The sequence below is a fragment of the Streptomyces thermocarboxydovorans genome, assembly GCF_039524635.1.
GTDB lineage: Bacteria > Actinomycetota > Actinomycetes > Streptomycetales > Streptomycetaceae > Streptomyces > Streptomyces thermocarboxydovorans.
Genome location: NZ_BAAAGU010000008.1, coordinates 1 through 19,251 on the forward strand (window position 1 = coordinate 1; position 19,251 = coordinate 19,251).

The 19,251-nt window shown below is 73.6% G+C and carries 19 protein-coding genes; 8 read left to right on the forward strand and 11 right to left on the reverse strand.

The annotated features are described in order from the left end of the window. Nucleotides 1-178: 178 nt before the first annotated feature. The 3 genes from ABD198_RS05035 to ABD198_RS05045 form a co-directional block, all read right to left on the reverse strand. On the reverse strand, nt 179-319 hold the full coding sequence (locus ABD198_RS05035; protein ID WP_167990872.1) for a hypothetical protein: 141 nt from the start codon (nt 317-319) through the stop codon (nt 179-181). After that, a complete protein-coding gene (locus ABD198_RS05040; RefSeq protein ID WP_343998122.1) occupies nt 316-1,095 on the reverse strand; it encodes an SDR family NAD(P)-dependent oxidoreductase in 780 nt (259 codons plus the stop codon). The genes ABD198_RS05035 and ABD198_RS05040 overlap by 4 nt, the downstream gene beginning before the upstream one ends. Nucleotides 1,096-1,181: 86 nt before the next feature. Next, on the reverse strand, nt 1,182-1,517 hold the full coding sequence (locus ABD198_RS05045) for a YnfA family protein (protein WP_343998123.1): 336 nt from the start codon (nt 1,515-1,517) through the stop codon (nt 1,182-1,184). Between the two features lie 108 nt (nt 1,518-1,625). Between ABD198_RS05045 and ABD198_RS05050 the strand changes: the two genes are divergently transcribed. Further along, nucleotides 1,626-2,102 (forward strand): MarR family winged helix-turn-helix transcriptional regulator, encoded by a 477-nt coding sequence (locus tag ABD198_RS05050; RefSeq protein WP_343998124.1) that lies wholly within the window; start codon nt 1,626-1,628, stop codon nt 2,100-2,102. A gap of 11 nt (nt 2,103-2,113) precedes the next feature. Here the strand turns inward: ABD198_RS05050 and ABD198_RS05055 are convergent, their stop codons facing one another. Then, nucleotides 2,114-2,515: a winged helix-turn-helix transcriptional regulator gene (locus ABD198_RS05055; protein ID WP_343998125.1), complete on the reverse strand. Its 402-nt coding sequence runs from the start codon at nt 2,513-2,515 to the stop codon at nt 2,114-2,116. A 151-nt stretch (nt 2,516-2,666) separates the two neighbouring features. Between ABD198_RS05055 and ABD198_RS05060 the strand changes: the two genes are divergently transcribed. Continuing rightward, nucleotides 2,667-3,593: an NADP-dependent oxidoreductase gene (locus ABD198_RS05060; protein ID WP_343998243.1), complete on the forward strand. Its 927-nt coding sequence runs from the start codon at nt 2,667-2,669 to the stop codon at nt 3,591-3,593. Nucleotides 3,594-3,687: 94 nt separating this feature from the next. Here ABD198_RS05060 and ABD198_RS05065 read toward each other — a convergent pair whose 3' ends face one another. The 3 genes from ABD198_RS05065 to ABD198_RS05075 are packed head-to-tail and all read right to left on the reverse strand — an operon-like array spanning nt 3,688 to nt 8,055. Then, nucleotides 3,688-4,068 (reverse strand): Pepco domain-containing protein, encoded by a 381-nt coding sequence (locus tag ABD198_RS05065; RefSeq protein ID WP_343998127.1) that lies wholly within the window; start codon nt 4,066-4,068, stop codon nt 3,688-3,690. After that, nucleotides 4,040-5,284 (reverse strand): CHAT domain-containing protein, encoded by a 1,245-nt coding sequence (locus ABD198_RS05070; RefSeq protein ID WP_343998129.1) that lies wholly within the window; start codon nt 5,282-5,284, stop codon nt 4,040-4,042. Before ABD198_RS05070 ends, ABD198_RS05065 begins: the two co-directional genes overlap by 29 nt. 35 nt (nt 5,285-5,319) lie before the next feature. After that, a complete protein-coding gene (locus ABD198_RS05075; RefSeq protein WP_343998130.1) occupies nt 5,320-8,055 on the reverse strand; it encodes a hypothetical protein in 2,736 nt (911 codons plus the stop codon). Between the two features lie 502 nt (nt 8,056-8,557). Here ABD198_RS05075 and ABD198_RS05080 point away from each other — a divergent pair. From ABD198_RS05080 to ABD198_RS05105, 6 genes are all read left to right on the forward strand, one after another. Then, nucleotides 8,558-9,295: a response regulator transcription factor gene (locus ABD198_RS05080; RefSeq protein ID WP_343998131.1), complete on the forward strand. Its 738-nt coding sequence runs from the start codon at nt 8,558-8,560 to the stop codon at nt 9,293-9,295. A 1-nt stretch (nt 9,296) separates the two neighbouring features. Continuing rightward, nucleotides 9,297-10,736 carry a HAMP domain-containing sensor histidine kinase gene (locus tag ABD198_RS05085; protein WP_343998133.1) on the forward strand — a complete coding sequence of 480 codons (1,440 nt, stop codon included), beginning with the start codon at nt 9,297-9,299 and terminating at the stop codon, nt 10,734-10,736. A gap of 362 nt (nt 10,737-11,098) precedes the next feature. Continuing rightward, the gene (locus ABD198_RS05090; protein WP_343998134.1) at nt 11,099-11,542 is read left to right on the forward strand and encodes an SRPBCC family protein; all 444 of its coding nucleotides are present in this window, start codon (nt 11,099-11,101) and stop codon (nt 11,540-11,542) included. 177 nt (nt 11,543-11,719) lie between these two features. Then, nucleotides 11,720-12,796 carry a sigma-70 family RNA polymerase sigma factor gene (locus ABD198_RS05095; RefSeq protein ID WP_343998135.1) on the forward strand — a complete coding sequence of 359 codons (1,077 nt, stop codon included), beginning with the start codon at nt 11,720-11,722 and terminating at the stop codon, nt 12,794-12,796. A 57-nt stretch (nt 12,797-12,853) separates the two neighbouring features. Next, nucleotides 12,854-13,621 carry a hypothetical protein gene (locus tag ABD198_RS05100; protein WP_343998136.1) on the forward strand — a complete coding sequence of 256 codons (768 nt, stop codon included), beginning with the start codon at nt 12,854-12,856 and terminating at the stop codon, nt 13,619-13,621. Nucleotides 13,622-13,886: 265 nt separating this feature from the next. After that, on the forward strand, nt 13,887-14,612 hold the full coding sequence (locus ABD198_RS05105) for a sigma-70 family RNA polymerase sigma factor (RefSeq protein WP_425580420.1): 726 nt from the start codon (nt 13,887-13,889) through the stop codon (nt 14,610-14,612). Nucleotides 14,613-14,674: 62 nt separating this feature from the next. On the opposite strand, the gene ABD198_RS05110 is transcribed toward ABD198_RS05105, so the two are convergent. From ABD198_RS05110 to ABD198_RS05125, 4 genes are all read right to left on the reverse strand, one after another. Then, nucleotides 14,675-16,078: a hypothetical protein gene (locus tag ABD198_RS05110; RefSeq protein ID WP_343998137.1), complete on the reverse strand. Its 1,404-nt coding sequence runs from the start codon at nt 16,076-16,078 to the stop codon at nt 14,675-14,677. Nucleotides 16,079-16,121: 43 nt separating this feature from the next. Beyond that, nucleotides 16,122-16,730 (reverse strand): HdeD family acid-resistance protein, encoded by a 609-nt coding sequence (locus ABD198_RS05115; protein WP_343998138.1) that lies wholly within the window; start codon nt 16,728-16,730, stop codon nt 16,122-16,124. Between the two features lie 168 nt (nt 16,731-16,898). Continuing rightward, complete coding sequence (locus ABD198_RS05120) at nt 16,899-17,450, reverse strand: hypothetical protein (RefSeq protein WP_343998139.1); 552 nt, start codon at nt 17,448-17,450, stop codon at nt 16,899-16,901. Between the two features lie 18 nt (nt 17,451-17,468). Beyond that, entirely contained in the window at nt 17,469-19,103 is a 1,635-nt protein-coding gene (locus ABD198_RS05125; RefSeq protein WP_343998140.1) for an MFS transporter, read from the reverse strand. Between the last annotated feature and the right edge of the window lie 148 nt (nt 19,104-19,251).

Here is a 19,251-nt window from a genome sequence, read left to right on the forward strand (position 1 = left end):
CGCCGACCGCCAGGAGGCCCTCGTGTCCCACCGTAACGCCCCGCTGACCCCGACCGGCAGGCTGCGTCTGGCCCGGTACCAGCCAGCCGCGTCACCAACCTCTCCGAACAGCACACCTAGCGCTGCGTGCAGAAGGCGCATGCGAGGCGCCTGGTAGGGGCCGGTGTGCTCGCAGGTCTTACTTGGCGTGCATCACCGCGTAGATCATGACGAAGGCCACTACGTGGATTCCGAAGAGGAAGTAGCCCAGGTAGATCCAGACGTAGCGTTCGCGCTTCTTCTCCAGGGCGAGGCGCTTCTGTTCGGCGTCGTCGGTCATGGCTGTTCCCTGTGGACCTTGGTGTTGGAGGCCTGGGCGCGGGGGCGGACGACCAGGAGGTCGATGTTGACGTGGCTGGGCCGGGTGACGGCCCAGGTGATGGTGTCGGCGACGTCCTCGGCGGTGAGGGGTTCGGCGACGCCCTCGTAGACCTTGGCGGCCTTCTCCGCGTCGCCGCCGAAGCGGGTGAGGGCGAACTCCTCGGTCTTCACCATGCCGGGGGCGATCTCGATGACGCGGACCGGGCGGCCGACGATCTCCAGGCGGAGGGTCTCGGCGAGGACGTGCTCGGCGTGCTTGGCGGCGGCATAGCCGGCGCCGCCCTCGTAGGTGGCGTGGCCGGCGGTGGAGGAGACCACGACGACCGTGCCGTCGCCGCTGGCGTCCAGCTTGGGGAGCAGCGCCTGGGTGAGGTTGAGGGTGCCGATGACGTTGGTCTCGTACATCCGGCGCCAGTCGTCGGGGTCGCCGGTGGCGACGGGGTCGGCGCCGAGTGCGCCGCCGGCGTTGTTGACGAGGACGCCGAGGGTCTTGAAGGCGGTGGCGAACTCGTCGACCGCGGCGCGGTCGGTGACGTCGAGGGGGTAGGCGGTCGCGGAGTACCCGGCGGCGTTGATCTCCTCGGCGATGGCCTCGATGCGGTCCTTGCGGCGGGCGGTGAGGACGACGCGGTAGCCGGCGGCGGCCAGTCCGCGTGCGGTGGCGGCGCCGATTCCGCTGCTCGCACCGGTGACGACGGCGATGCGGGAGGCTGCGGGCGGTGCGGCGCTGGCCATGGCTGCGGCTCCTCGGGCGGGCTCGGGCGGTGTCGGGGTCGTGCGGCCAGCATAGGCGCGCCCCGGTCGCCGCCTTTGCGCCGGTGTCATCCGTTCCTGGGCGTCCACATGATCACGGCCATGCCGGCGAGGCAGATCAGCGCGCCGGTGATGTCCCAGCGGTCGGGGCGGTAGCCGTCGGCGATCACGCCCCAGAGGATGGACCCGGCGACGAAGATGCCGCCGTACGCGGCGAGTACGCGGCCGAAGTGGGCGTCGGGCTGGAAGGTGGCGACGAAGCCGTAGGCGCCGAGGGCGAGCACTCCGCCGGCGGCCCACATCCAGCCGCGGTGCTCGCGTACGCCCTGCCAGACCAGCCAGGCGCCGCCGATCTCGAAGAGGGCGGCGAGGACGAAGAGGGCGGCGGAGCGGAGGATCAGCATGCGGGCAGCTTCGCACGGGGCGCGGGGGCGGTCCCTCCCTTACCTCCGCCCTTGTTGTCACCTCGTTGGAGGGCGTCCCGGGGGTGCCGCGGCGGGGATACCTCCTGCATGTCGGGAAACGCGCGGTCGCGGCTGCTGGCGGAGCTGTCCGTGGTCGCGCGCCGGTACATCGCCTCGTACGCCCTGTTCAATCAGGCGGTCGCCGATCATCTGGGGCTGCATCCGACCGATCTGCAGTGCCTGAACCTGCTGACGCTGGAGGGCGGCCCGGTGACGACCGGCCGCATCGCGGAGCTGACGGGGCTGACGACGGGTTCGGCGACCCGCCTGGTCGACCGCCTGGAGCGGGCCGGCTATGTCGAGCGGCGCCGTGACACGGAGGACCGCCGCCGGGTCCTGGTGGCCCCGGTGCCGGAGCGGGCGGCGGAGTTCGAGCGTGTGTGGGAGCGGCTGGGCGGCGGCTGGCTGGCCCTCTTCGACGACCTCGACGACGAGCAGCTCGCCCTGTTCATCGACCACATGCGCCGCACCACGGAGTTCAGCGCCCGCCAGACGGCCCGGCTCCGGGCGGGGGAGGTGCCCTAGCCCCGCGGTGCCTAGGAGTTCTCGGCGTCGTAGCGTTCGCGGGCCTGGTGGACCTGCTCGATGTGGGTCTCGGCCCAGTCCTTCACGGCGGTCAGGAGGCGGGCGAGGCTCTCGCCGAGGGGGGTGAGGGTGTAGTCGACGCGGACGGGGACGGACGGGGTGACGGTGCGGCTGATCAGGCCGTCGCGTTCCAGGGTGCGCAGGGTCTGGGTGAGCATCTTCGGGCTGACGCCGGCGATCTTGCGGCCGAGTTCGCTGTAGCGCTTGGGGCCGGAGGCGAGTGCGGCGACGACCAGGGCGACCCACTTGTCGCTGATGCGGTCGAGGAGCTGGTTGGTGGGGCAGTCGCGCAGGAAGGCGTCGTACTCGATGCGGGCCTGCTCGCGGCGCTGGGCCGCTGTGGTGGTCGGCATGACTCACTCCTCGGGTACATACGCACTCTGCGGTAACTACTTCCCTCTGGATAGTAGCTCTTCCTAGGGTTGCAGTCAGTCGTGGGCGACGGAGGAACGGGACGGCTCACGGCGGACGGACCGAGGTGAAGGAGTTCTCGTCATGGGTGGCATGCGTGCGGCAGTGGTGACGTCGTTCGGCGGGCCGGAGAGCGTGCGGATCGTGCCGGCCGAGGTGCCGGAGCCGGGTGAGGGGGAGGTGCGGATCAAGGTCGCGGCGGCGGCGCTGAACCCGGTGGACGCGGCGGTGCGCGAGGGCGTCTTCGGCGGGGCCGGGCGGACGCTCGGGCTGGGCTGGGACGTCGCGGGGGTCGTGGATGCGGTGGGCCCGGAGGTCTCAGCGGTTCCGGCGGGTCCGGCGGGTGCGGCGGCCGGATGGGGCGTCGGCGACGAGGTGGTGGCTCTGCAGTACGGGATGATCAAGCCGCTGGGCACTCACGCCGAGTACGTGGTGGTGCCCGCGGACGCGGTGACGAGGGCGCCGCGCACGGCCGACGCGGTGCGGGCGGCGACGCTTCCGCTGAACGCGCTGGCCGCGGCCCGGGCGCTGGATCTGCTGGACCCGGCCCCCGGCTCGTCGCTGCTGGTGACGGGTGCGGCCGGTGCGGTCGGCGGCTACGCCGTCCAGCTCGCCGCGCTGCGCGGGGTGAAGGTCACCGGGCTCGCCCGGCAGGGCGACGAGGAGTTCGTGCGGTCGCTGGGTGCCGCGGACTTCGTCAGCGGTGAGCCCGCGGCCGGCGGCTTCGACGCCGTGCTGGACGCGGCGGTCCTCGGCGGGCGGGCGGTGTCCTGGGCCCGGGACGGCGGAGCGTACGCCGGCCTCATTCCGACGGCCGTGCCGGCCGCGGAGCGCGGGGTGCGGGTGGCCGGGGTGGAGGTGACCGCCGACGGGGCCCGGCTGGCGGAGCTGGTCCGGCTGGTGGACGAGGGGAGGCTGACGCTGCGGGTCGCCGGGACGTTCGCCCTGGACGACGCGGTGAAGGCGCACGCCCGGCTGGCGGAGGGCGGGGTGCGCGGGCGGTTGGTGCTGGTTCCGTAGCCCGCAGGCCGTGGCCGTCTCTGGGGGGCGGCGCCGGGCCCGGTCGCGTTCTGTGCGGCTGGGCCTTCCTGCCCGCGAGTGGCCGCGAGTGGAGCTACGCGGCCGGACCTTCCGGTCTGCGGGTGAAGGTGAAGGTGATGCCCGCCTGGCCGGCGAGTTCGCCGCCGGAGCCCAGCAGGGACACCGTGCCCTTGGCGCTGATCTCGGCGCTGAAGCTCACTTCGTCGAGCTGGAACTCTCCGGCCTTCTCGGGCAGCGAGGCGAGCACGTCCCGCATCGTCGCGACGAAGTCGTGCAGGCGGGTCTGCAGTTCGGCGGCGGGGATCTCCGTCCTTGCCGCCCGCCATTCGTCCAGGCGGCGCAGTGACAGCCGGTCGGTGCGGCCCTGGCCGGTGTCCTCCAGGCCGAGGACGCTGATGGTGCCGGCGCGGTCCCCGGCGGCGTTCTCAGGGGTGGTCTGCTCGGGCGGGGTCACAGGGCTGCTCCTCCAAGGTCGGACGGACGTGCAGGTCGGGGTCGGCGTAGGCGGCGTAGCTCAGGCCGAGGGGGTTGCCCAGGGTGTGCAGGAGGTGCCGTCGGCTCTCCAGCAGGGCGCGGCCGAGGGGGATGCGCCGGATGAGGAATCTCTCGTAGAGGGCCTGGGAGAAGGCCGCGGCGACGTCGTCCGGGATCTCTGTCTCGGTGCCGATGAACCCCCGGTTGCCGTTCATGAGGAAGAGATACGGGAACGACGGCGCGTCCTGGGCGCGCAGCCGGCCGGAGCCGCAGGCGTTCATGGTCACGAGCGGCAGCTCGAAGTCGCGTTCGTCGTGGCTGACGGCGAGGGCGACGAGGTCGGCGCCCAGGGTGCGCAGCGTGGTGCGGGAGTGGTGGCCGGCGCCGCTGAGTTCGATCTCCGCGGCGAGGGGGTCGTCGGAGCGGGTGTAGCAGTGGCAGGCGAAGTGCTGGAGCTGGTCGGGCAGGGCGCGCCGTGCGCCGTCGAGGAGGAGCCGGGGGTCGAAGATCTGCTCGGCGAGGGTGGGTTCGCCGTTCGCCTCGTGCGGGTAGGGGCCTTCGAGGTCGACGTGGGCGTGTGCGGCGCCGGTGAACCAGGCGAGCTCCGTCATGGCCCCGTCGAGGTCTTCGTAGTAGAGGAAGCGGGCGGGCAGCCGGCCCTGCGGTCCGGTGCTCAGGGCGGTGGCTCCGGTGCCGCCGCGGATCGGGGCGGGGAGCAGGGCGCGGCGCACGATGCAGGAGAAGCCGGCGAAGGTGCTGCACGCGGTGACGAATTCCGCGCGGTTCTCGATGCGCGGTCCGGGCGCGATGTCGGACAGCGGCAGGAATTCCAGGGGCAGAAAGCTGTCGCCGGGGCCGACGCATTCGACGAGGGGCGGCGGGAGGGTGGGGTTCCGGGCGAAGGGTACGGCCTGCCGCCAGAAGGACTGAAGGCCTTTCAGCACCGCCGGCCGGGGACCGAAGAGGGTGAACAGCAGGCTGCGGCCGAGACTGTGCAGGCGCTGGAAGACCCGGTCGAGGTCCTTGTCGTCCTCCACGGCGAGGGTCGGCAGGTCGTCCTTGAGACGGGCCAGTTCGCGGTCCAGCTCGTGGCGGGCCCGGGTGAGGGAGTCGCTGCCGACGAGGGTGACCGACAGGGGCGGCACACCGGGCCGGCGTGCGGTGAAGTCGAGGGTGGTGGCCTCACGGTTCGTCATGACGCGGACGGAGACGTCGGGTCGGTGCGCCTGTCTCATGCGTCGGTCGCGTCCTCGCCCTCGGTGCCCGATGTCCGGGGCGTCTCGTCGGGTTCCCCGGCCGCCGGGATGTCCGGTGCGGCCTGCACCTCGATCTTCAGGGCGGCGACCTGGATCAGACGGCCCGCCTGGTAGAGCTGGAACCACACCTCGTGGATGCCCGGCTGTCCGGGCAGCCGGAAGCCGAAGGGCGTCTGCACCTCGTGCGCCACGCTGAGGCTCTTGCGCTGGGGCAGCGGGGTGAGGGTGGAGCTGTCCACCATGGCGTCGAACTGCACGCTGGTCGCCTCCCGGCCGCCTTCGACACGGATCGGCTGGTAGACGAAGAACTCCTGCCCGGCGTCCGCGGCGACGAGGCCGGCCGTGTTCTGGGCGCGCCGGTCGCGGACGACGGAGAGCATCAGGCTGATCCGGCCGCCCGCGGTGGCCTTGAGCGTGCCGTGCTCGGCCCGCAGAGGCGGTTCGTCGCTGTCCGCCCGCCGGTCCGGTTCGATGGCCAGGTATCCGACGAAGTTCGTCAGCGGGGGGCCGGTCACGGTGTCCTCGAGCGAGGTGCGGATGGCGGCGCCCATCTCCTGCTGCAGGCTCTGCCGCAGCTGAGCGAATTGGTTCTTCAGCCGGTCGCCGACCGGTTCGGCCGTGCTGCGGGCGATGTCGCGGGCCAGCCGGGACAGGTGTTCCTCCCCGAGCGTGATCCGGGTGGGTGCGTGCGGGGCCGGGGGACCGTAGGCGTCGCGCATGGCCGAGTGCACCGCCGCCCAGACCTCCTCCCGGATGTCGCGGCGCAGCCGGCCCAGGTCCGTGGGGTCGGCGGCCGTCGGCGAGAGCGGTGGGGTGGGCGGCCAGTGGCCCGGTCGGGGGGCCGCCGGGCGCGTCGGGTCGGCAGCGGTCCGGGGGTGCGCTGCGGAGGGCTGCCCCAGGTCAGGTTCGTGGGGGGCGCCCTCGCGGAGCAGTGGCGCGGGAGGGAAGCCGGGGAGGCGGTCACCGCTCAGGGCCGGTGCCAGCAGGATCATGCGGTCGGTGTTCTCGGGGAGTTCCAGCTGCATGGTGCGGGCCAGGGGGAAGCGAAGGATGTCGATCGCCTGTGCCTTGGCGCGGGTGCTCTCGACGAGCCGTCGGCGGGCCTGCGTGATGGCGAACCCGGCGGGCAGTACCGGCCCGGCGGCGGCCACGGAGGCGAAGAGCGCCGGGTCGGGGACGGCGTCCGTGGGCCACAGGTAGCCGGCCGTCGCGCAGGCGATCGCGCCCCAGACGGCCGTGGTGCACAGGGCGCCGGCGGCGATGAGGCGCCAGATCAGCACCCTGCGTTCGAGGCGGCGGACGCGTTGCCTGACGGTGGGGGTGGCCACCACGTCCACCCGGGGCCACATCGTGTCGACGGCGAGTCCGGTGGACAGTGCGAGGTCGCGGTGGACGGCGGCCAGATCGGGCGAGAGCAGGGGGTGGGCGAGCAGGTGGCGTACCGCGCCTCCACGGCCGGGGAAGGTGATCAGGGCGGCGTGAGGCCCCAGCTGCCGCTCGACTTCCCGCTCCCGCCTGAGGGCTTCCGGCTCCCAGTCCGCCTCTCCCCCCTCCCAGTACGCGGGCTCGCGGTAGCCGTGCTCCCTGTCGCGGTAGCCGCGTTCCCTTTCGCGGTAGCCGCGCTGCCTGTCGTGGTCGACGGGCTGAGCGGCACGGCGTACCGCGAGGACCAGACGGGCGACGTCCCTCTCGGGGAGCGCGGTGTCCAGCCACTTCAGGACGCCGGCTTGAAGGACGAGCAGGAGCACGGCCGTTGCCGCGAGCCCGGTGACGCCCGCCAGTACGGCCTGCGCGGAGTCCCACGTACGGGACTCCCAGGCGGCCCAGCCGGTCGTGCCCAGCGGCACGATCAGCCCGGCGAGCTGCGCTCCGGGGGGACCGGTGTCCGCCGCGCGCCCCCGGAGTCCCCGGGCGGCGCCCGTCACGGCGGCCAGCAGTGCCAGGGCCGTGATGACACCGACGGCTGCCCGCGTGGGCACGGCGATGTCCCCCCGCACGAAGGCGTCGGTCACCGCGCCCAGGCCCCCCGCCGCTGCGAGGGTGACGCCCAGGAGGAAGCAGTAGTCCTCTGCGGCCGGCGAGGTGGAGTAGTCGAGCAGCCAGAACAGTGCCGCCGACAGGAGCAGCAGCGAGCCAAGCAGCCATGCCGCCCAGAGCGGTCCGTGCGCGGCGGAGCGGATGGTGAGCCAGGACCCGCACAGCACGCTCACCGCGAAGGCCCAGAGAGCGCGGTGGTCCTCGGAGGGGGCCGACCCGGTGCCGTGGACGGCGGCGATGGAGGTGACGCGCCAGGTCGCGGCGGCGACCAGCGCCAGCATCAGACCGCCCGCCGTCGCCGTCACCGTCACGGGCCCGGTGCGGGCGGCCCTCGCGGTGATCAGCAGCAGCTCGGCGAACAGGGTGGCCGACAGCAGCGCGTGGGTACGCAGGTGCCGTGCCCGCGCCTTGCTCGGGCGGGGGCCGGTGCAACTCGTCACGGCCGGCCCCGGGCGGGTGCCGGCCGCCCCGGGCCCCAGGCGCGCGACCGCGATCTCGGCGCCTCCCCAGGCCGATGCGGCCAGCGCCAGCCAGAGCATGAGCCTGGCCGCGGCCGGGAGGAAGTCGTGCACCGGCATCGTGACGGCGAGCAGCCCTCCCGCCGCTGCCGCGCCGCTCGCCACGGCAGCCGCGGCGGCGGTGCCGGTTCGCCCCCGCCTCGCATCCGATGCCATCGCACCCCCGCCGATGCCCACGCCGCCCGTTCCGGACTGCCCAGTATCGCCACTCACCGTGGCTGTCGCAGTACCTGTGGTGAAGTTCGCGCGGGCGGTGAGTGGAGAACCGGAGAAGGGCGGCGCCGGTGGTGACGGAATAGGGCTGCCGGGTCCGCGGTTCACCCGTATAGTTGAAGCGTAAACAAAGTGGAGGGTGAGCGGGATGCAGTTCGGGATCTTCAGCGTCGGGGACGTCACCCCCGATCCGACCACGGGGCGCACCCCGACCGAGCGGGAGCGCGGCCTGAGGCCCGAACCGCGCGACCTCGCCGTGGACATCACGCCGCACAACGTCACCAGCGGTCGCGATTTTCCCCTTCACCAGCGGTTTCCCCGGGCGGGCGCCGGCGTGAGCCGTGAGAGGGCGGTAAGACGTGAGCCGGTGAGAGGCCGGTAAGAACGGCCCCCGCTCTCACCGGCGGCCCCTGCCCCGCAGGGCGACGCTTGGCACACTGGGCACGTGCCGCACACCGTTCTGCTCGCCGAAGACGACCGAGCCATCCGCAACGCCCTGGAACGCGCCCTGACCCTGGAGGGCTACCGGGTCACGGCCGTCGCCGACGGCGTGGAGGCGCTGGCGGAGGCCCACCGCAGCCGGCCCGATGTGCTGGTGCTGGACGTGATGATGCCCGGCATCGACGGGCTCCAGGTGTGCCGGGTGCTGCGCGCCGAGGGCGACCGCACCCCCGTGCTGATGCTGACCGCGCTGGTGGAGACCGCCGACCGGATCGCCGGCCTGGACGCGGGCGCGGACGACTACGTGGTCAAGCCGTTCGACGTGGAGGAGGTGTTCGCCCGGCTGCGCGCCCTGCTGCGCCGGGCCGCCCCCGCCCCGGAGCCGAACGGCACCGGCCCCTCCGCCGCCCAGCCGCACGCGCCGAACGCCTCCGCGCCCGGCAGGCTGCTGGAGGCGGCCGGGCTGCGCATGGACCCGCAGGCCCGCCGCGCCTGGCGGGGCGAGCGCGAACTGGAGCTGACCCGCACCGAGTTCGAACTGCTTGAGCTGCTGCTGCGCAACGCGGGTGTCGTCCTGGACCACGCCACCATCTACGACCGCATCTGGGGCTACGACTTCGGCCCCGGCTCCAAGAACCTCGCCGTCTACGTCGGTTACCTGCGCCGCAAGCTCGACCAGCCCGGCGCGCCGCAGCTGATCCACACGGTGCGCGGGGTCGGTTACGTGCTGCGGGAGGACTGAGGTGCGGGCGCCGGGCAGCGCGCGCCCCGCACGCGGGCGGCGCCGGCTGCGGCTGCTGTCGCTGGGGACCACCTTCGCGGTGGCGTTCGCCTCGGTGACCGCCGTCGTCACCGTGCTGGTCGGCCTGCTCTCCTACAGCGCCGCCGCCCGGCTGGTGCGGGTGGACCAGCAGTCCGTGTTCGACGAGGTGGTGCAGGACCTGCGCCAGGAGGTGCGGGCGAACCGGATGACGCCGGTCGACTTCTCCTCCACCGCCCCCGGCCACGACCTGGTGCGGCCCGCGCGGACCGACGTCCAGGTGCTCGGGCCGGACGGCGGCGTCTTCGACCCGGGCAGCCCCGGCCTGCCGGTGACCGACGCCGACCGCGAGGTCGCCGCCGCGCGCACCGCCGGGCAGGTGGTGACGCACGCGGAGGTCGACGTCGGCGACGACGTCTACCGGGTCGCGACGGTCGCACTCGGCGGCAGCCGGGGCGCGGTGCAGGTCGCCCAGGAGTCCAGCGACACCGAGGACCTGCTGCGCGCGCTGCAACGGCGCACGCTGGTGCTGATGGTGGCGGTGGTCGTCGGCGCCGGGCTGTTCGGCTGGTGGCTGGCCCGGCGGATCACCCGCCGGCTGGTCGTCCTGACCGACGCCGCGGAGATCGTCGCCCGAACCCGCCGGCTCGGCATCCAGGTGCCGGTCACCGGACAGGACGAGGTGGGCCGGCTGGGCCGCGCCTTCGACCGGATGCTGGGCCGGCTCGCCCAGTCCGAGGAGGACCAGCGCCGCCTGGTCCAGGACGCCGGCCACGAACTGCGCACCCCGCTCACCTCGTTGCGCACCAACATCTCGCTGCTGCGCCGCATCGACGAACTCCCGCCCGGCACCCGGGAGGAACTGGTCGACGACCTCACCCAGGAGGCCCGCGAACTGACCGACCTGGTCAACGAGTTGGTCGACCTCGCGGCCGGCCAGTCGGACAGCGAGCCGCCGCAGCAGCTCGACCTCGCCGAGATCGCCGAGGACGTCGCCGGTCTGGCCCGCCGCCGCAGCGGGCGGGAGATCCTGGTCCGGGCGAGCGGCGACACCACCACCGAGGGACGGCCCGGCATGCTGACGCGGGCGCTGTCCAACCTGGTGGAGAACGCGGTCAAGTTCGACCGGGACGGCAACCAGCCGGTGGAGATCGCCGTCGCCGGCCCCGCCCGGCCGGGGACGGTACGGGTGGAAGTACTGGACCGGGGGCCCGGCATCGCCGAGGACGACCTGATCCGCGTCTTCGACCGCTTCTACCGCGCCCCCGCCGCCCGCTCCCTCCCCGGCTCCGGCCTCGGCCTGTCCATCGTCCGCGAGGTCGCCCTCGCCCACGGCGGAGCCCCCTACGCCTTCCAACGGGAGGGCGGCGGCACCGTGATCGGCTTCACGGTGGCGGGAGCCGGGGCACGCGAAGAGGACTGAGCCGGCCGCAAGGCTGCTCGTCGCGTACCCCGGCTCTGCCGCCGCCCGCGCCCCGTGTCCCCTGCCTCCTCCCCCACGGGTCCCGCCCTTGCCGCCGCCCGGATCCCGTCCGCGCCGAGGTTGGCGACCACGGCATGCGCCGCACCAGCTGGCAGGACCTGGACCAGGTGGACCACTGGCGCCGCTGCCTCACCGACCCGCAGGCTTACCTCCGGCACGTCCTGGGCTGAGCCCGCCCACCGGGCCGATGCGGCCCGCCCGGCCGTCGCGGCTTTCCCACGGCCGCCCGATGACTTCCGGCCCGCGCGGGTGTCTGAACGTACGTACTCACCCACCGCAGCCCATACGACGGAGACGCGATCATGAGCAGCACCGAGCAGACCACCGCGGCCAACGGCTTCCCCTACACCCTCACCCGCACCCTGGACGCCCCCGCGGCCACCGTGTGGCAGGCCTGGACCACCCCCGACCAGTACGCCCAGTGGGCCTACTGCGCTCCCGGCTCGGTCGAGATGGACGTCCGCCCGGGCGGCAGCTGGAAGGCCACCGTGGTCACCCCGGACGGCGGCGAGTTCCCGCTGACCGGCAGCTACCTGGAGGTGGCCGAGAACCACCGCCTGGTCATCGGCATGAACGCCCCCGGAAAGCCCGAGCCGGAGACGATGAGCGTGGAACTCACCCCGCAGGACGCCGGCCGCACCCGCATCGTCGTCCACCAGACCTGCGGCACCACCGAGGAACGGGACATGGCGGAGCAGGGCAGCACCATGCTGCTCAACAGCCTGACGACCTACCTGTCGGGCTGACCAACACCGGAAACAACCCGAAGCGCCGGAAACACCGGAGACCGCATCCGAACAATCGGGTGCGGTTTTCCGTATGTCTTGGACGGGCCGGAGGCTTTTCGTTATCCCGTCCCGGGCAGTGGCTCTCCTCTTGTGCAGGGCGGGACAGCCCCGGACCGAGAAGGAGAGTGGACGAGCATGGCAGCGAGCGGGGACATAGGCGCGGCGGTCGTCGAGGCGGCGCGCAGCGGTGACCAGCGGGCGCAGGACGAGCTCGTCGCCGGCTGCCTGCCGCTGGTCTGCAGCATCGTGGGCCGGGCGCTGAACGGTCACCCGGACGTCGACGACGTGGTGCAGGAGACCATGCTGCGCGCCCTGCGTTCGCTCGGCTCGCTGGCCGACCCCGCCAAGTTCCGGTCCTGGCTGGTGGCCATCACCATGAACCAGATACGCCACCACTGGCGCGACGGCCGTTCCGAACCGGCCAGCCGGGGACTGCACGACGCGTACGACGTCGCCGACCCCGGCGCCGACTTCGTGGACCTGACCATCATCCGGCTCGGACTGGAGGGCCAGCGGCGCGAGGTCGCGGAGGCCACCCGCTGGCTGGACCCCGACGACCAGGCGCTGCTGTCCCTGTGGTGGCTGGAAGCGGCGGGCGAGCTGACCCGCGCGGAGGTGGCCGCGGCGCTGGAGCTGTCGCCGCAGCACACGGCGGTCCGTGTGCAGCGCATGAAGGCCCAGCTGGAGACGGCACGGCTGGTGGTACGGGCGCTGGCGGCGCAGCCCCGCTGCGTGCTGCTGGACGAGACGGCGGTCGCCCGCGCCACCCAGCCCGAACGCACCAAGACCGCGCAGCAGCAGCCGCGGAAGAAGCCGTCGACCGCCCCGCAGGCCGCCCCCGCCGGCTCGCCCGCCGCGCAGGTCCTGGCGCTCACCAACGCCGAGCGCAGCAAGACCGGTTGCGGACCGGTGACCGCCGACAGCCGCCTGGCCAAGGCCGCCCAGCTGCACAGCGAGGACATGTCGGCCAACAACTACTTCAGCCACACCAGCCAGGACGGCCGCTCCTTCGCCGACCGCGCCAAGGCCCAGGGCTACCCGAGCCCCGGCGCCGAGAACATCGCCAAGGGCCAGAGTTCCGCCGCGGCGGTCATGGACGCCTGGATGAACTCTCCCGGCCACCGCGCGAACATCCTCAACTGCGACCTCAAGACCATGGGCGTCGGCGTCACCACCAGCGACTGGACCTGGACCCAGGTCTTCGGCTTCTGAACCGCCGGTGACGGGGCCGGAAATGGCGGGAAGCCGGAAATGCGAGGATGAGCCGCGATGAGTCCTGGGTGGGGATGGCGCACGACGCGGGCGGCGGTGTTCGCGGCCGTCTGCGTACTGCTCGCCACCCTGGGCCACGTCCTGATGTCCGACACCGGCGTCCCGTGGTGGGCGCTGGGCGCGGCGGTCCTCGTCACCGGCGCCGCGGCCTGGTGCCTCGCCGCCCGGGAACGGGGGCTGCTGCTCGTCTCCAGCGCCGTGATGGCCGTGCAGGCGGTCCTGCACCTGTGGTTCTCGTACGCGCAGGAACTGTCGACGCCGGCGGCGGCGCTCTCCGCGGCGGGCGGGACCGGGTCACATTCCGGTCTGCATACCGGTATTGACACCGGTATTGACACCGGCTCAGCGGCGGGCCATGCGCATCACGCGGCTCACGTCGGCCACGGCCATGCGTCGCTCCACCCCGTGACCGGCAGCGGCTCCGTCGCGGAGTCCCTGGCGGTCGGCGGCGGTCCGGAGCACACCATGGCCGGGATGTCCTCCACGGGCATGCTCGCCGCCCACCTGCTGGCCGCGCTGCTCTGTGGTCTCTGGCTCGCCCACGGCGAACGCGCGGCCTTCCGCATCCTGCGCGCCGTCGCCGCCCGGCTGGCCGCCCCGCTGCGGCTGCTGCTCGCCCTGCCCGCGCCGCCGCACCGGCCGCGCATCCGCGTCCGCCCGGGCCGCTCCGCCCGCAATCCGCGCCGGCTCCTCCTCGTCCACGCCCTCACTTCTCGGGGCCCGCCCACGGGGCCTGCTGTCCTCGGAGCCCTTCGACCTCTCTGAGCCGTCCCGGCTTCAGGGTCGTTCGTCCGAGGTCCCTCCGGGACAGCCGGTTCCCCGGCCGCATGGTCGCTGCGCGTCCCGCGCGCGGCGGCGGACGCGGCTCGGACAACGGGCGTCCGCCGCCGCGCGCACGCCCACCCCCCACGTCAACACCGGACCGCCGCAGCGCCGCGCCGTGCGCGGCCGGCTCGGCATGCGCGACGCCCGTCCCTCCGCGGACGGCCGCCGCATGCCCGGACGTCCGGACTCCCGAGAAGGACACCAGGTGATCACTCCTGCCCTGTCTTCCGCGCCCAGGAGCACGCAGTCTCCCGTGCCCAGGAGCACGCACGACGACACGCCCGACGACACGAACGACGAGAGCGCGACGACCCCCGACGAGACGACTGCCGGCGATCGCACGGTTGTTGACGACCGAGCGGCCGCGGACGACGTGGCGACGGCGCTCGCCCTCGCCGCCCGCGCGGGGGACCCGCAGGCCGTCGAGCAGTTCGTGCGCGCGCTGCAGCGCGACGTCCGCCGCTATGTCACGTACCTCAGCGCCGACCCGCAGGCCGCCGACGACCTGGCCCAGGACACGTTCCTGCGGGCGCTGTGCAGCCTGCACCGCTTCGAGGGCCGTTCCTCGGCCCGTACCTGGCTGCTGGCCATAGCCCGCCGTGCGGTGATCGACAGCCGCCGGCGCAGCACCGCCCGGCCGCGCTTGGCCGACACCGAGGACTGGCAGACCGCCGCCGAGCGCACTCAGCCGCGCGGCCTGCCCGGCTTCGAGGACGGCATCGCCCTCGCCGAGCTGCTGGAGGCGCTGCCCGGTGACCGCCGGGAGGCGTTCGTGCTGACCCAACTGGTCGGACTGCCCTACGCGGAGGCGGCCGCGCTCAGCGACTGCCCGGTCGGAACGGTCCGTTCCCGCGTCGCCCGCGCCCGCTCGGCCCTGATCAAGTCCCTGCACGAGGCGGAGCGGGCAGAACCCCTGGGCGTCGCGGCCTGACCCGGACGACATGCCGGCCGGACTCGTCCGGCCACCCGGTCACGCCGCCGTCGGCCGTCGTCCTACGGAGCGGGACCGTCCGCCGGGCCCTCCGCCGTGCTCCCGGTCACCCGATCCGCCGACACCCGCTCGGCCGTCCCGGCGGTCGCCGCCAGAACGGCCAGGACGATGACGACGGCCACCGCGATGCCGAGCACGAGGGCCACCGCCCCGACCGTCGGGTAGTTCCAGAGGACGAGCGTCAGGGCTGCCGCCGCGATGACGGCACCGGTGGTCCAGGCGCGATGGTCCGTCAGCCAGCGGCCCGCGGAGCCGGTGTCGACGCCGGCGCGGCGCAGCCCGCGGCCGGCGGCCGTGGTGCCGCGGTCCGCGGCCTTGCGGACGGCGCGGGCGGGGCGCCCGGGACCGTACAGGTAGGCGAGCAGTGCCGTGATCACCGACACGACCAGCAGCGTGCGCGTGCTGTCGCGCAGGAAGCGGACGAAGGTGTCGTAGATGGCCGCGGCCGCGTCGGCGGGCAGCTCGGACGGCGGGACCGAGTCGAGGTAGACCCTTCTGACGACGGCCAGAGCGACGAGCAGCAGGACCATCATCACGCCCACACCCGTCGCGGTGATCATCAGCATCACCCGGTGGGCCGGGTTGGTCCACACGGCGAGCGCGGCGAGTACGACGGTCAGGACCGGCAGCCAGGTGCCGAGGATGTCCAGCAGCCGCATCGCGTCCTGTGCCTTGCCCAGCTCCTCGCTGTGGAACAGGGTGATCGTCCGGTCGGTGTCGGGGATGGCGGAGGCCTTGTCGAAGCCGGCGTCGACGAGCCGCTCCCGCACCTGGTCGACGACCTCGCCCAGGTCCAGCTGGACGGTGTCGCCCTCGGCGCGCACGGCCCCTTCGCGCTGGCCGGTGAGCATGCCGACCACCGCGGCCTGCGCCCGCCGGTTGGCGCCCTCCCACACCTGCTGGAAGACGTCGCTGGTGATGACGCGGGTGACGGTGCGGTCGACGACGGTCCGGACCGCGTTGCGCAGCGGACCCTCCAGGGACTCGGCGCCCTGCACGACGCGCGGGGGCGCCCCGGCGTCCTGGAGGGCCTTGGTGAGCGAGTCCGTCACCGCCTTGACGTCCACGTTGGCGACCACGCGGTCCGTGAGCCGGTTGATCACCACGTCCTGCACGGCCGGTTCCTTCGCCAGGGGGGCGACGGTCTGGACGTACCGGCCGGTGTCGGTGACCGTGTCCTGGATCCAGGCCGCTGCCACGGCGAGGGGTGCGAGCAGCAGGGCCAGCACGAGGAGGACGGAGGAGCCGGCCTGGCGCAGCCGCCGGTGGCGCACCGCCGCGTGCCGGCGCAGCCGCTCGAACTCCGCCCGTTCCTCGGCGGTGATGAGGCGGGGCTGGTCGTTCCGGTCGTGCCGGTCGGCGGATCCGCCGGAGCCCGGCGGGTCCGGGGGCGTTGCCGGGTTCATGGGTGCTTCTTTCCGAGTGCCTCGCGGCTGCGGCGGCCGCCGTTCATGCGGGTGTGGCGGGGGCGGCGCCCGGACCTGGGGGTTGCGTCCTGCGCAGTGCGGCCCGCCAGGCGAGGGCGACCGCCGCCTCGGTCAGGCCGAGCAGCACCAGCCACAGGCCGAGCAGCCGGGTCAGGGCGTGGGCCGACTCGGCGGGCAGGGCGAGCACCACGATCCCGGCGACGACGCCGAGCACACCGGCGGCCGCGAGGACGCCACGGTGCGGCAGGTCCCTCAGGGCCAGCGCCGTGTAGAGGGTGAGGACGCCGGACACCAGCCAGACCGCCCCGACGATCAGTGACAGCGCGGCGATCGTCTGCAACGGGTTCCTCAGGCACAGCACCCCGGCCAGGACGAACAGCACGGCCACGAGCAGTCCCGGCAGCCGTTCGTGTCCCTCCCGCGCGAAGACGGCCACGAACCGGAACGCCCCGGTCGCCAGCAGGTACAGGCCGATCAGCACGGCCAGGACGTGCAGGGTCGCGTCCGGCCAGACCAGCATCAGCACGCCTGGCACCAGCGTCGCCACGGCCGGTCCCAGGAGCCAGGTCCACGAACGGCCGAGCCGCGCGAGGACGTCTGCGGAGTCCTCCGGACCACGCGGCATGGTCATGGCTCCTCCTCGCGTGATCGGTGGCCGCCTCCCGACGCAGGCGGGGCGGTGTGCGAACAGGTGACCTCAGACTCCCGCCGGCCGCGCGCTGCCCGGCTCACCCCCTACGGGTGACCCGCGCCGACGCAGCCGGGGCGCGCCCGGCAGAGGCACACCGGCACACGGGAATCAGTGCTTCAGGACGATCTTGAAGGTGATGATCAGCAGCCCGAGCAGCAGGTTGACCGACGCGGTGGCGGCCATCAGCCGCGGTGAGGCACCGGCGCGGCGGGCCGCGGCCACGGACCAGCCCACCTGGCCGGCCACGGCCACGCAGAGCGCGAGCCACAGGGCACCCCGCACGTCCAGCCCCAGCAGAGGACTGACCGCCACCGCGACGGCCGGCGGCACGGCGGCCTTGACGATCGGCCACTCGTCGCGGCACACCTGCAGCATCACCCGCCCGTCCAGGGCCTGCTGCGCCAGCCGCGCCCCGAACAGCTGGGCATGCACATGCGCGACCCAGAACACCACCCCGGTCAGCAACAGCAGCAGCACCAGCTCGGTGCGGGGGAACTGGCCGAGCGAGCCCGCGCCGATCACCACGGAGGCGGCGAGCATGGACCCGTAGACCCCGCCGGTGTAGTCGGCGCGGGCCCGGCGCTCGGCACGGCGCGCCCTGCGGGTCCGGGTCCCGGCGGGGCGGGCCGCGGCTGAGGAGCCGGAAGGGGTACCGGACACGCGACCCTCCCTCCGCACTCAGCGCGCCGACCCGGTCGGCCCGGCTGCCGGAGCCCCGGCCACCGGCTGCCGCGGACCGTCCTTCCGCGCAGCGGTGGGCAGGTGCGGCGTGACCAGGAAACTGGCGAGGGCGATGCCGCCGGTGGCCAGGACCGCCGCCTTCAGGCCGTTCAGCTGCGCGGAGGCGTAGGAGTCGGTCACGGCGTCGACCTCGGACGGCGGCAGCCCGGCACGCTCGGCCGCCGAGCGCACCTGATCGGTGGGGACGAAGGTGATACCGGCCTCGAGGGCGATGCCGACCTGTTCCCGGGTCTGCTCGGACAGCCGCTGGTCGTTCTCCACCTGGGTGGTGAAGGCGTGGGCCAGCGCGCCGATGAGGATGGACCCGATGAGCGCGGTGCCCAGCGCCGAGCCGAGGTTCTGCGCCGTGAACTGCAGCCCTCCGGCCTCGCTGCGTTCCTCCTCGCCGACGCCGGACTGGACGACGTTGCCGAGCTGCGAGGCGAGCAGACCGACGCCCACGCCCAGCAGCGCCATCGACCCGGCGAACTGGGCGTCGTCGATGGCCGGGTCGATGGTGGCCAGCAGCCACACGATGGCCGCCGTCAATATCACCAGGGCGAGCCGGACCACCCGGCGCGGTCCCATGATCCGCCCCAGCGACGACGCCGACAGGGAGGTGACGAACATGGTCACGGACACCGGGAGCAGCCGAAGCCCCGTCTCGAAGGCGTCGAAGCCCTGAACCACCTGCAAGTACAGCGGGATGCTGAAGAACAGGCCCAGCAGGATGAGGTTCTGGCTCGCCAGCGTCATCAGGCCGGACCGCAGCACCGGCCTGCCCAGCAGGGACAGATGCACCAGCGGGTCGGCTCCCTGGTGCTCCCGCCGCTTCTCCCAGTGCCGGAACAGGGCCAGGACGGCCACCCCGGCCCCTACGACGAACAGCGTCGGGGCGAAGCCGAGGACGGTGAAGGGAGGATTGCGGGGCTGCACCCACCCCCAGCTGCTGCTCTGGAGCACCCCGAGCACGCCGAGCCCCAGACCGGCCGCGGACAGCACCGCACCGACGACGTCCAGCCGGGGACGCGGGCCGGCCGCGGCGGGCGCCGCGATCACCCGGCGGCACAGCAGGACGGCCACGACGACCACGACCTCGCCGGCGAACACCAGCCGCCAGGTGAGGTACGTCGTCACCCAGCCGCCCAGCAGCGGCCCGACCGCGATCCCCGCTCCGGCGAGCCCGCCGACCACCGCGTAGGCGACGGCCCGGTCCTTCCCGCTGTACGACTCGGCGACCAGGGCCGCCATGGCCGGCAGCACCATGGCGGCCCCCAGCCCCTCGATCACCGACCAGCCCAGCGTGAGCAGCCACAGCGTGGGCGCCACCGCGGTCAGGGCGGACCCGACGGCATAGACGACCAGCCCCAGCAGGAACATGCGGCGGCGTCCCAGGATGTCTCCGAACCTGCCGCCGATGATCATGAAGGCGGCCATGACCAGCGCATACAGGGTGATCACGGCCTGGATGGCGGTGACCTCGGTGTCGAAGTCCTCGACCAACTGGCTGATGGACACGTTCATCACCGAGGTGTCCAAAACCATCAGGAACTGGGCCGTGCCGAGGACGATCAGAGCCCGCCAGTGCTTCACACCGTCCACCTCGCAGAGTCGTCCGGCTCGGGGGCAGGCCGCCGGAGCCGACCGTGGGCGGTGAGCCGGCGCTCGCCTCGCTCCCATCGCAGCCCAGGGACGGGTCTGGTGCCTCACCCGCCACGGGGGAACGGGGGCGCGGCGGAGC